Consider the following 12,789-nt stretch of genomic DNA (forward strand, 5'->3'; position numbering starts at 1 on the left):
TACTGGCAACTTGCTAGGTTTTACCAGACTGGATTCCCACCAGTTATATATTTGGCACCGAACTGGCGCACCTCGCGGATATCATTTTATCACATTTTTATTTTCCATTTTCTTTAATTCTGGCATGATCGTTACTAACATTGTTACAAAACAAAGACTTCCACCAATCACATTCGATACAGGTTCTGCCAAGAAAACACCATCTGTACCCATATGAAGATAAAGTGGCATAATATATGTAAGAGGAACGACAATAATAACTTTTCTTAATACCGAAAAGAAGATGGCTTGTTTCTTTTTATTTAATGACTTAAATACATTTTGACCAATATACTGCAAATCCATGAATATGAAGGCTGCAAAATATTGTTTTAAAGCTGGCACGGTATTCCTTATTAATATAGGATCTGAACTAAAGACTTGAATCAATATATGTGGAATTAAAATAATGAAACTCCAAACTATGGCTGTATAGCCAAAGACAAGTATTGATATGATTTTAATTGCCTTACGAATACGACTTGCTTTTCTAGCTCCATAGTTGTAGCTTAAAACTGGGCTAGAACCATCATTGATCGCATGAATCGGTGTTTCAACTAATTGCCTTACACTTGAAATGATAGTCATTACCGAAATATAAATATCTCCACCTGTTATGGATAGCACGTTGTTACAACAAATGGAAACCAAACTGTTTGTCAGCTGCATGATAAAGCTGCTGCTTCCTAAACTTATAATATTTTGCGCATAGCTTTTACAATCAATGAATTCCTCTTTTTTAAGTAATCTTACTTTTAATTCCGAACGATTCTTTAAAAACCAATATACAAAGCCTGCAGATATACATTGAGAAAGTACAGTTGCGATGGCAGCACCTTGAATACCAAATCCAAATAAGAAAATAAATATGGGATCTAACACTAAATTCATAATGGCACCAATCAATACTGAACACATACCTGCCGTTGAATAGCCTTGCGCATTGATAAATGGATTCATCCCCAAAGTAAGCATAGAAGGTAATGTTCCTATTAGATATATCATCATATATGGATAAGCATATTTCATGGCCGATGTGGATGTTCCAAATAAAGTTAATATAGGCTTTAAGAAGGGATAAAGAACAATCATTAAAACAATCGAACATACTATCAACATTGTAAAAGATGTATTCATCACTAAATTTGCCTTTGTACTATTCTTTTCTCCTCGACCGATTGAAAACAATGGTGCACCACCACTGCCAAACAGATTTGCGAATGCGTTGATAATCACAATCAAAGGAAAACATAATCCGATAGCTCCTAATGCGTATGTACCAATACTAGGAATTCGAGCAATATAGATACGATCCACAACATTGTAAAGAAGACTCATTATTTGGGCCACCAACAATGGAAAAGCAGCATTTACTATATTTCTTGTCACTGTATCATTTTCAAAATCAATTCTCTTCATAAAAGCCTCCCTGACGCCTTAGTATACCACTTAATTTAAGATAAGTTTAAGAATTTTATCATTGTTTACTTATGTTTTGAATGATATAATCTGTTGACTACAAGGAGAGGGCATATGTTTACTACAAAACACTTTATATGGATAGGAATTTGTATTCTATTTATCCTAATTATGAATCACTATGCGAAAAAAGAAGATTTCACGCTACAAAATGCTTGTTACTTCTTTATGTTTATATGTTTATTGAGCGAAACCACAAAAATGATGTCAGATATGATTCCAAGTACACATGGAGGAATGCACTTAAATCCGCAATCCCTTCCATTCCATATCTGCAGTATATTATTGTTTATTGCGGCATACATCACTTTTGGAAAAGATGGACCATTGAAGCAAAAAATGATCAACTTCTTTGCGGTTGTTGGTACTTGTGGAGGAATCGCAGCTATCTTGATTCCAACTTATGGCGTTGAATTTAATGTAGCCAATGTATATCAATGTTTCATGTATCATGCAGCATTAACATGGTTTTCTTTATATTTGATTCGTTTCAAACACGCAAACTTAGGCATGCAGGCATTTAAAGACAATTTAGTTGTATTATTTGCGTTATTAATTTTTAACTTGTATATGAATTCTATTTTGGCAGTCTATGACACAAACTTTATGTTTATTGTAAGACCACCATTAGAAGGACTTCCATTCCTTAACCTAGATCATGGATACTATATCTATTTATTTAGAGTGATCATGCTTGGAGTGATTGGACTCAGTTTGTTCCATTTACCATTCATAGTAAAAGAAAGAAAAAGCTGTAAGACAGAAAGCGACTTCAATATCGCTTAGTCCACAGCCTTTTTATTATTATGAATCAATGACACTGAATGAGTTCCCGTCAAACTCATTCGCTTAAAGGAGAGAATTTACTTTTTATTTATTATAGTGATTTTAAATAGTTTGCGATTTCATCATCTTGACAGTTTGGATAGAAATATTCTGCGAAGTGTTCACCTGAAATCGTTTCTTTCAAGAATTCTTGATCGATTTCTTTTAAGATTTCAATCAATGGACGATGAGTTACTGTTTTAACTTGATCTAAGATCTTTTTATTACGTTGTTCTGGTTCACGACGTTCTTTAGGGTAACCACCACCAAATGTTTCTGAGAATAATTTTTCAAAAGTGTAGTGAAGGTTGATTTCTGCACCCCATCCAAATCCTTGCGCAAAAGGCATAGCGATACAGTTCCCATCGTTTACTTGTCCAAATAAGTAAGCATCAACAGCATCTGTAATGTGTCCACACAATACGTTAGGAAATGAGTTACAAGCAAGCATTGCTCCTTGTCCCGTTCCACATCCTGTTACGACAAAGTCAACAGCTTTAGTAGTTAATAAGATAGATGCTAATAAACCATTTTTTACATACGTTAATTGAACATCATCTTCTGCAGAATACATACCATAGTTGAATACAGTGTGTCCTGCTTTTTGAGCTTCTTCATTTAATACTTCATAGATTTGTGCATTTTTTGCAGCTTGTGAGTTTTCGTTAATTAATGCGATTTTCATATACTTGACCCTTCCTCTTTCTATTCTGGTTGTTTTCCAATATAAGCTAAGATACCACCATCTACATACAATACATGTCCATTGACAAAGTTACTTGCATCACTTGCCAAGAATACAGCTGGACCCATTAAATCTTGTGGTTCTCCCCAACGAGCAGCTGGAGTTTTACTTACGATAAATTGATCAAATGGATGTCTTGAACCATCTAGTTGTTTTTCACGTAATGGAGCTGTTTGAGGTGTTGCGATATATCCTGGACCAATACCATTACATTGGATATTGTGTTCACCATATTCACTACAAATGTTACGAGTTAACATTTTTAATCCACCTTTAGCCGCTGCATAAGCACTTACTGTTTCACGACCAAGTTCAGACATCATTGAACAAATGTTGATAATCTTTCCATGACCCTTTTTGATCATTCCAGGAATAACAGCTTTACTTACGATAAATGGTCCATTTAAATCAATGTCAATAACTTGACGGAAATCTTTTGCGCTCATTTCCAACATAGGAATACGTTTAATAATTCCTGCGTTGTTAACCAAAATATCAATTGTTCCTACTTCTTCTTCTACTTTTGCGACAAAAGCATTGACTGCATCTTCATCTGTAACATCACATACATATCCATGAGCTTCGATTCCTGCTTCTTTATAAGCAGCTAAACCTTTATCTACTAATTCTTGTTTAATATCATTAAATACAATTGTAGCTCCTGCTTTTGCGTAAGCTGTCGCAATCGCAAAGCCAATACCATAACTTGCCCCAGTAATTAAGGCAACTTTTCCCTCTAATGAGAAATCTTTCATTTCAAACATATTCTTACTCTTCTTTCTATTTATCTTTGAACGCGGCCTGAACCGTCTCCACCAGCTAATTTCAACACTTCATCCATGCTTACCATGTTGAAATCACCTTCAATTGAGTGTTTTAAACAACTTGCAGCTACCGCAAATTCGATTGTTGACTGAGCATCATAGCCTTCTAGGCATGCCGCAATCAATCCAGCTCCAAAGCTGTCTCCACCACCGACTCTGTCCACAATCTGCATCTTATATTTCTTTGAGAAATAGTAATCTTTTCCATCAAACAACATAGCTGACCAGTTGTTGATGTTGGCATTGATAGACTCTCTTAATGTGATAGCTACTTTTTCAAATCCAAAGTGACGTGTCAATTCACTAGCTACTTCCTTATATCCTTCACGATTGACTTCACCACTTGTTACATCTGTATCGCTAGCTTTGATTCCAAATACATCGGCTGCATCTTCTTCGTTCGCAATACATACATCGACATATTCACAGATCTTAGCCATGACTTCACCAGCTTTTTCTTTTGACCATAACTTGTTACGATAGTTCAAGTCACATGAAATCTTAACGCCATGTTCCTTGGCTTTCTTACAAGCTTCAATTGTTAATTCTGCAACATTGTCACATAAAGCTGGTGTAATACCTGTAATATGGAACCATGCACAATCTTTAAAGATTTCATCCCAGTTAAAATCCGCACTTGTAGCTGTATAGATACTAGATCCTGCACGATCATAAATAACTTTACTAGGACGTTGGCTAGCACCTTTTTCTAGATAGTAGATACCAATACGGTCTCCACCACGAGCAATATAAGATGTATCTACGCCATATTTACGTAATGAGTTAACGGCACATTGACCGATCTCATGACTTGGAAGACGAGTTACGTATTTGGCATCAAAACCATAATTAGCTAAAGAAACAGCAACATTGGCTTCTCCACCACCGTAAGTTGCACCAAATGTATCTGCTTGTACAAAGCGATAATATCCTTCTGGTGCTAAACGCAACATGATCTCTCCAAAAGTGACTACTTTTTGTTTCATATTTATTAAATCTCCATCTTTAAATCTGGATTAATCAAATGGATACCAAATCCAGCTATTTCTAAATCTAAATAAACAAAGTTGATTCGATTTGTCTTTTTATTACGTGTAATACTTTCTTCGACAAATTTCACACCCTGTTTAGAAAGGTGATACATCGCTTTTTCAGGATATGGAGTATAGATTCCAATGTGACCATTTTCTCCACGGCCTTTTTTATGTAAAACCTCAAATCCTACACCGGCAAAATTTGATTTTGGCTTTGTGTATTGTGTAAAGTGGAACAAAGAACATAATGTATCTGTCACTTGTTTCGATTCTTCAGGACTGTTTGTGTTGATTCCAACATGAATTAACTGAAAATCCAACAAACTCTTGATGGCTGCTCTTGATAAGGCTTCAATTCCATCCCAGTCTTTTGCGACAACTAAATCGTTTGGCAACATAAAACTTCCACCGATTGCCTCTACATTTGGTAGTGCAAGATAATCGTGCATGTTCTTTGTGTTAATGCCTCCTGTTGGCATAAAGTGAACATTCGCATACGGAGCACTAAGATCTTTTAATTTTTTAGCGCCTCCACTTGATTCAGCAGGGAAAAACTTCAATTGTGTTAATCCCATTGAAAGAGCCATTTCAATTTCACTAGCTGTTGATACACCAGGATATACTTCAATGTCATGATCCAAACACCATTGAACCACTTTTGTATTAAACCCAGGTGTAATAATAAATTTAGCTCCAGCTTCTACAGCTTCTTTTGCCTGATCTACAGATAATACAGTTCCAGCGCCGACTAACATATCGGGTAATTCTTTAGAAATAGTTTGAATTGCACTTGTCGCATGTTCGCTACGATATGTAACTTCGATAACATCAATTCCACCATTAAGCAATGCCTTTGCTAATGGGTATGCATCTTCTTTTTCTAGAATCTTAACAACAGGTACAATTCCTGTGTTGGAAATACGATTCATATACGATTCCATAGTTCCACCTTCCATTTTCTATACTTTTGCGTGTGTCTAGTACGCGTTTACTTTTTTCTTTAGTAAACCAGTTCACCTGTAGTCTATCTTAGTAAACCGGTTTTGTCAACTTAAAAAATGAGAATTATTCGTTTTTGATTTTTTTGTATATATTATAGGAAAGCGTTCCAAAAGTTTGTTAAATTTTAAACAAAATGTGTTGACAATCCATTTTTGAGGTGTAATAATGGTGTTGTCTAGTAAACCAGTTTACTTTTTGAGGAGGTTATGGAGAGTATGGTACGTACAGTAAATATCGAACCAATTACTAAAGAACAAGAGTTTTTAGCAACACCCGCCCTTACAAAAGAAGAACTAACAAATGCGTTTGAAGAATGTTTAAAACAAGTTGATTTAAATATGGAATATTTCAAAGATCGATTCCCATATTCATGTACTAAAGGTTTGAAGTATCCAATCATCGACAATATCGAATGGACAGATGGATTCTGGACAGGAATGTTGTGGTTGGCATATGAATATACGAATGATGAGAAATATAAAGAGTTAGCTGATCGAAATATCGAAAGCTTCTTGTACCGTGTTGAAAATCGAATTGAATTAGATCACCACGATCTTGGATTCTTATATTCGCTATCTTGCGTAAGTGGCTATAAGCTTACAAAAAATGAACATGCGAAAAAAGCTGCATTGTTGGCGGCTGATAAATTGATGGAGCGTTGGCAAGAAAAAGGACAGTTCTTGCAGGCATGGGGACCTAAAGATAGTCCTGAACACTATCGATTCATTATCGACTGCATGTTAAATATCCCATTATTATATTGGGCAAGTGAAGTTACTGGTGATAATCACTATGCGGATGCCGCAACAAAACACTTCACAACAAGTTGTAAATACGTAATTCGTGATGATGCGAGTGCATATCACACATTCTATATGGATCCAGTTACTGGAGGGCCTAGTCATGGTGCTACACGTCAAGGATATTCTGATGATAGTTCTTGGGCACGTGGACAAGCATGGGGTATTTATGGAATCCCATTAAATGTTCGCTACACTAAAAACACTGAATATGTTGATCTATATAAAGGAATGACAAACTATTTTTTAAATCGCTTACCAGAAGACAATATTTGTTACTGGGATTTAATTTTCACAAATGATCCAGAACAATCAAGAGATTCAAGTGCAGCTGCCATCGCAGTATGTGGAATGCTTGAAATGGATCAATGGATCAAAGAGGATGATCCAAGTAAAAAGGTTTATCAAAAAGCTTGTGACAACATCACTCGCTCATTGATTCAAAACTACACAAACAATGATCACAAACCAGGCGATCCAATCTTGTATCATGGCGTATATTCATGGCACAGTGGTAAAGGCGTAGATGAAGGAAACATCTGGGGCGACTACTTCTACATGGAAGCATTAATGCGTCAAATCAAACAATGGGATCCATACTGGTAAAAATAAGGAGGAGATAAAATGGCAACACCAAATATCGTTATGACACGTATCGATGAACGTTTAGTTCACGGTCAAGGTCAATTATGGGTAAAATCTTTAGGCGTTAACACAGTCATCGTTGCGAACGATCAAGCAAGCCAAGATGCAATGGCACAAACATTAATGAAAACTGTTATTCCTAAGGATGTCGCAATGCGTTTTTACTCAGTTCAAAAAGTTATCGACATCATTCACAAGGCAAATCCAGCTCAAACAATCTTCTTAATTGTTAAAGATTGTAAAGATGCTCTACGCCTAGTTGAAGGTGGCGTTCCAATCAAAGCAATCAACATTGGAAACATTCACAACTGTGAAGGTAAAGAAAAAGTAACTCGTTCTATTTTCTTAGGTACTGAAGACAAGGCCGCATTAAAAGAAATGATTGAAAAGTATAACGTTGAATTTAATACACAAACTACACCAAGTGGTTCTGATGGAAGTGTATTAGTAGATATTAAAAATTATTTATAGGAGATAAAAAATATGCAAATTACATTGTTACAGGCCGTAATCATCGGTCTATGGACAGCATTCTGTTACTCGGGAATGTTATGGGGTATTTTCACTAACCGTGCTCTAGTTTTAAGTTTCGGTGTTGGTGTCGTATGTGGAGATTTAAAAACAGCATTGCAATGTGGAGCAATCGCTGAATTAGCATTTATGGGATTCGGTGTTGGTGCTGGTGGAACTGTTCCTCCTAACCCAATCGGACCTGGTATCATTGGTACATTGATGGCAATCACTATGGATGGTGTTACACCAGAAAGTGCATTATCATTATCTATTCCTTTTGCAGTCGCAATCCAATTCTTACAAACAGCTATTTATACAGTTCGTGCAGGTGCACCAGAAAGTGCAAACAATGCATTGAAAAAACAAGACTTTGGAAAATTCCGTTTACACTCTAACTTAACAATCTTGTTATTTGCTCTTGTTGGATTCTTATTAGGATTCTTAGGTGCATACAGCATGGATACATTAAGTAAATTAGTAGCATTAGTACCAGCTTGGTTATTAAAAGGATTAACAGTTGCTGGTGGTATGTTACCTGCTATCGGTTTTGCTATGATCATGAGCGTTATGTTAAAGAAAGAAGTTGTTCCATTCGCATTATTAGGATACTTCTTAGCCGCTTATTTAGGCGTACCAGTAATCGGTATTGCTATTGTCGGAACTGTATTCGCATTAAAACACTATAACGATGCTGGAAATGTCGCTGTCGCACAAGCTGCAACTGAGGAGGTAGAACACGATGACTGGATCTAAATTAACAAAGAAGGATTACACTAAGACTACATTACGTGCTTACTTCTTACAAAATGGTTTTAACTATAGTAACTATCAAGGTTTAGGATACGCTTTAGTTATGTATCCTGCATTCAAAAAATTGTATGGTGATAACCCAGCTAAATTGGCTGAAGAATTAGACAATAACTGTGAATTCTATAACACAAACCCTAACTTCTTACCATTTATCACTTCTATTCACTTGGCAATGGCAGAAAACGGAATGGAATACGATGAAATTCGTGGTATCAAAATGGCATTGATGGGTCCTTTAGCAGGTATTGGTGACTCATTATCACAATTCTGTATTGCTCCATTATTCTCAACTATCTTTGCTTCTATGGCTATGGATGGTGTGGCAATTGCTCCATTATTATTCTTAATCTGCGAAAACGTTACATTATTGGCAATCAAACTTGTTATGGGTGGATATGGACGTCGTCTAGGAACAAGCATGATTGACAAATTATCTGAAAAAATGGGTGTTATTTCTGAAGCTGCAAGTATGATCGGTGTTACTGTTATCGCTGGTTTAGCTGCAACATTCGTTAAAATGAACGTCGCAATCACATTCTCTGCTGGTGCTATTGAAGAAGGTGTTAAACAATCTACAGTAGATATTCAGGCAATGTTAGATAAAGTTGCTCCTGCATTATTACCAGTATTATATACAGCATTAATGTACTACTTAATCAAGAAAAAAGGTGTTACAACTTATTGGTTAGTATTGATCACTGTTGTTATCGGTGTTGCGTTAAGCTGCTTAGGAATCTTAGCCTAATACATAAAGGAAGCAAATTTGCTTCCTTTTCTTTTTTAAGGAGACTTTATGAATTTAACCTACATTAAAAAACAACTACAATTTTTGGCAGATAAAAAAGATGTATTACACGTAAAAGAATTATTAACAGAAGAAGATCAAGTTCTAGTAAAAAGAAAAGCAGAAGAACTGATTCAAAACATTTTTACTTTTGATAAGTCGTGGGACATGGAACGCTGTCAGATTCCTTACAAGTTAGAAACGTTAGACTGGAATATTCAATTGAATGATGATGAAGAATGGTGCTTCATGCTGAATCGTATGGACTACTTAAACTATCTTGTTTTATCAAATCATATTGAATATGCCAAAACACTCATTTTAAACTGGATAGAAGCCCATCCAATCATTCAGCCAGAGCCAAGCACAAGAACACTCGATACAGGCATTCGTTTAATGAACTTCTTTGAAGCCCTACCCTATTTATACGCAAACAATTTATTAAGTGATGAAGAAATACTAACAATCTCAAAATCAATGTTGGATCAGTGTGCATATTTAAAAGAACATTACATTCCAAAATACATCACTTCAAACTGGGGAAGCATTCAAACATGCGCTATGATTAGCGTATTACCTATGATTGAAGAACAAAGTGACATCTACACTTGGGCATTGAATGAATGGAAAAGACAGATTCAAGCCCAAGTCTATCCGGATGGCATGCATTGGGAACAATCCACGATGTACCATATTGAAGTCTTAAATTACTGCATGAAAGCTATGTATTATTCAGAACAAGAATTGCCACAAATTCATGCTTTGGCTAGAGCCATCTTCTTACAGGCTACCCCTCATAAAGAAATTGAAACATTCGGGGATACAGATCGCAGTAATATTCAAGATGTCATGACACGTGCTAGTTTCTTATTTAATGAACCCACATGGAAATCGATCGCATTTCATACTTTTGACATGGAATCTTTATATACATTAGGAGCTAAAAATGCCAAGATCTATCTAGAAAGTCAAGCCATTGAATCCAACGAACTTCACTTTGATGGAAAAGATAGTGGTATGTATACATCAAGGAGTTCTTGGAAAGAAGATGCCAATTTTACCATGTTTACTAACGGATCATTAGGCAGTGGACATGGACATAGTGATAACTTACACGTATCCATTTACTATAAGGGAAATCCTGTATGTATTGATGCAGGACGTTTAACATATCGTGAAGATCATCCACTAAGAATACATTTAAAATCTATGGCAAGTCATAATGGTGTGATTGTAGATGAACATTGCTCATGTGTACCTAAGGATAGTTGGGGATATGAAGATTTTGGTGTTCCATTAAAGAATTATGTCTATCATAAAGATGGTATTCACTACTATGAAGGAACACTATTAGGTCATGATCCATTGCAGGTTTGGACAAGAAAAATAGTTGTATTAGATGCAGGTGTATGGATGATCGTAGATGAAATAAAAGAAGATGGTAGCCATCATGCGATTACACGTTTTCATTTAGATCCAGATGCTAGTGATTTAAAAGGTTTAAAGCTTGTATCCAACATTCCATACACAAAGCATATTGAGCCATGTTCCCTTCGTTATAATGAAGAATTAGAACATGATGTTTTGTATTTTGAACAAGATTTCACGAATCATTTCGAACAATGCATTTGTTTTGTGGATAAAGCGATTGAAACAAAAGATGATTTCGTTCTTCAAAACAACGATACAAAACTAGATAATGCGATTGTACACACTAAAAAGTTTATACTTTCAGAAGATGAATCTTATAGTGTAGCCATATTCCATAAGGAAATCTATAAAGGAAAGAAAGTATTATTCTTAGATGGTGAACCATTCCATTGTAAAGTATTTGTCGTACATAAGAAAAAAGATAAAGTAAAAACATATATTGTTCGTGCATAGTAAACGCGTTTGCTAGAAAAATTTATATCTGTTAGAATAAAAGTATTGAAAGGATCCACTATGAAAGAAAAAATAACCATTCGAGATATAGCCGAAAGAGCGGGGACATCTAAAACTACAGTTTCTTTTTTTCTAAATGGTAAAACTGACAAAATGTCAGAGGAAACCCAAGCAAGAATTGCTCAAGTCATCAAAGAGACAAACTATCGTCCAAGTATTGCAGCACGCTCTTTAAACGCAAAAGAAACACGTTTAATTGGCGTTATCATTGGAGATATCACCAACACGTTTGCGAATCAAATCGTGAAAGGAATCGATGATTTTGCCAGAGATAATCGTTACCAGTTGATTGTTGGAAACAGTAATTATAATTTTGAAAATGAAAAAGGATATGTCAACCGCATGTTGGCAATGGGAGTGGATGGTTTTATCATCCAGCCATCGAGTCATTTTGCCGAATTAATTCCAAAAATCAAACAAGAAAATAAAGATGTTGTATTCATTGATTCACAAGTATCTATGGATAAAGAAAAATGGGTCAAGACAAACAACTATGAATCCATATTAAATGTAGGAACACACCTAATCGATGATGGATACGATGAATTCATTATGATCACGGCAGATCCACATGTATTAAGTACACGTTTAGAGCGTACTACTGGCTTTCTACATGCTTTAGAAATAAAAGGAAAAACATGCAAAACCCACGTTGTAGCTGATGATGTAACAAGCGATGCATTACGTGATCTACTCTATAATGAATTGCGTTTTGGTGTTCGCACCCTCATCTTTGTAGCCAATTGCTTCTTATTACCACGTGTTTATTTGGCATTAAAAGATTACCGTAACCTAATGCCAGATACAATTGGATTAATTGGCTTTGATAATACAGAATGGACTAACTTCTCAAGTCCAACTGTCACAACAATCGTACAGCCTGCCTATGATGAAGGCTATCAAGCTGCATCCATTTTAATTGATTCATTAAAAGGAACCAACGAACAGATTCCAAATCAAATCTTAAAGTGTTCTGTGAACTGGAATGAATCAACAAAACAACACAATTAAAAATCTAAATTGATACCCATATTTCTTGTGGGTATTTTTCATTTCGTAACTTAAATATTTTATCAATTTTCATTTTTTATCAGTTATAACTGATAAAATTGTATTTTCAACACTAATTATCAATTATAAATGTGATATACTAATATTAACTACAAAAGGAGGCTAAGATTTATGATCAAACGTGAATTGTATATGAGCCGTATTCGTCCATTTATTGGAACTGATTTAATCAAGGTAATGACCGGTATTCGTCGTTGTGGAAATAATGTAAAGTTGAGAATAATGTAAAGTAAAGCTTATAAGCCTTATAAATAAAGGATCTTTGGCTAAATTA

At 35.3% G+C, this 12,789-nt stretch carries 12 protein-coding genes; 7 read left to right on the plus strand and 5 right to left on the minus strand.

Annotation, left to right across the window (positions count from 1 at the left end; genetic code table 11):
- Positions 1 to 81: 81 nt before the first annotated feature.
- Positions 82 to 1,458 (minus strand): MATE family efflux transporter, encoded by a 1,377-nt coding sequence (locus Q0F04_RS09715; RefSeq protein ID WP_295752791.1) that lies wholly within the window; start codon positions 1,456 to 1,458, stop codon positions 82 to 84.
- 114 nt (positions 1,459 to 1,572) lie between these two features.
- On the opposite strand from Q0F04_RS09715, the gene Q0F04_RS09720 reads away from it, so the two are divergent.
- Positions 1,573 to 2,304, plus strand: a complete 732-nt coding sequence (locus Q0F04_RS09720; RefSeq protein ID WP_117573538.1) for a YwaF family protein — start codon at positions 1,573 to 1,575, stop codon at positions 2,302 to 2,304.
- 91 nt (positions 2,305 to 2,395) lie between these two features.
- On the opposite strand, the gene Q0F04_RS09725 is transcribed toward Q0F04_RS09720, so the two are convergent.
- From Q0F04_RS09725 to Q0F04_RS09740, 4 genes are read right to left on the minus strand one after another with little or no spacing between them, the layout of a single operon-like run.
- On the minus strand, positions 2,396 to 3,028 hold the full coding sequence (locus Q0F04_RS09725) for an RpiB/LacA/LacB family sugar-phosphate isomerase (RefSeq protein ID WP_295560867.1): 633 nt from the start codon (positions 3,026 to 3,028) through the stop codon (positions 2,396 to 2,398).
- Between the two features lie 20 nt (positions 3,029 to 3,048).
- Positions 3,049 to 3,852 carry a gluconate 5-dehydrogenase gene (locus Q0F04_RS09730; RefSeq protein WP_295752793.1) on the minus strand — a complete coding sequence of 268 codons (804 nt, stop codon included), beginning with the start codon at positions 3,850 to 3,852 and terminating at the stop codon, positions 3,049 to 3,051.
- Between the two features lie 20 nt (positions 3,853 to 3,872).
- Complete coding sequence (locus Q0F04_RS09735) at positions 3,873 to 4,898, minus strand: sugar kinase (protein WP_295752795.1); 1,026 nt, start codon at positions 4,896 to 4,898, stop codon at positions 3,873 to 3,875.
- Between the two features lie 5 nt (positions 4,899 to 4,903).
- Entirely contained in the window at positions 4,904 to 5,887 is a 984-nt protein-coding gene (locus Q0F04_RS09740) for a bifunctional 4-hydroxy-2-oxoglutarate aldolase/2-dehydro-3-deoxy-phosphogluconate aldolase (protein WP_295752797.1), read from the minus strand.
- A gap of 276 nt (positions 5,888 to 6,163) precedes the next feature.
- Between Q0F04_RS09740 and Q0F04_RS09745 the strand changes: the two genes are divergently transcribed.
- Genes Q0F04_RS09745 through Q0F04_RS09770 form a run of 6 tightly spaced genes read left to right on the plus strand, consistent with a single transcriptional unit; the run spans position 6,164 to position 12,455 of the window.
- Complete coding sequence (locus tag Q0F04_RS09745; protein WP_295752799.1) at positions 6,164 to 7,354, plus strand: glycoside hydrolase family 88 protein; 1,191 nt, start codon at positions 6,164 to 6,166, stop codon at positions 7,352 to 7,354.
- Between the two features lie 18 nt (positions 7,355 to 7,372).
- On the plus strand, positions 7,373 to 7,864 hold the full coding sequence (locus Q0F04_RS09750; protein ID WP_295752801.1) for a PTS sugar transporter subunit IIB: 492 nt from the start codon (positions 7,373 to 7,375) through the stop codon (positions 7,862 to 7,864).
- A gap of 12 nt (positions 7,865 to 7,876) precedes the next feature.
- Positions 7,877 to 8,659, plus strand: a complete 783-nt coding sequence (locus tag Q0F04_RS09755; protein WP_117573103.1) for a PTS mannose/fructose/sorbose/N-acetylgalactosamine transporter subunit IIC — start codon at positions 7,877 to 7,879, stop codon at positions 8,657 to 8,659.
- Positions 8,646 to 9,461, plus strand: coding sequence for a PTS system mannose/fructose/sorbose family transporter subunit IID (locus Q0F04_RS09760; RefSeq protein ID WP_117926623.1), 816 nt, complete (start codon positions 8,646 to 8,648; stop codon positions 9,459 to 9,461). Before Q0F04_RS09755 ends, Q0F04_RS09760 begins: the two co-directional genes overlap by 14 nt.
- Positions 9,462 to 9,509: 48 nt before the next feature.
- Entirely contained in the window at positions 9,510 to 11,384 is a 1,875-nt protein-coding gene (locus Q0F04_RS09765) for an alginate lyase family protein (RefSeq protein WP_295752803.1), read from the plus strand.
- 60 nt (positions 11,385 to 11,444) lie between these two features.
- Complete coding sequence (locus Q0F04_RS09770) at positions 11,445 to 12,455, plus strand: LacI family DNA-binding transcriptional regulator (RefSeq protein ID WP_295752805.1); 1,011 nt, start codon at positions 11,445 to 11,447, stop codon at positions 12,453 to 12,455.
- Positions 12,456 to 12,789 lie beyond the last annotated feature (334 nt).

The organism is uncultured Holdemanella sp., assembly GCF_934772795.1.
In the GTDB taxonomy this organism is placed as follows: Bacteria; Bacillota_I; Bacilli_A; order Erysipelotrichales; family Erysipelotrichaceae; genus Holdemanella.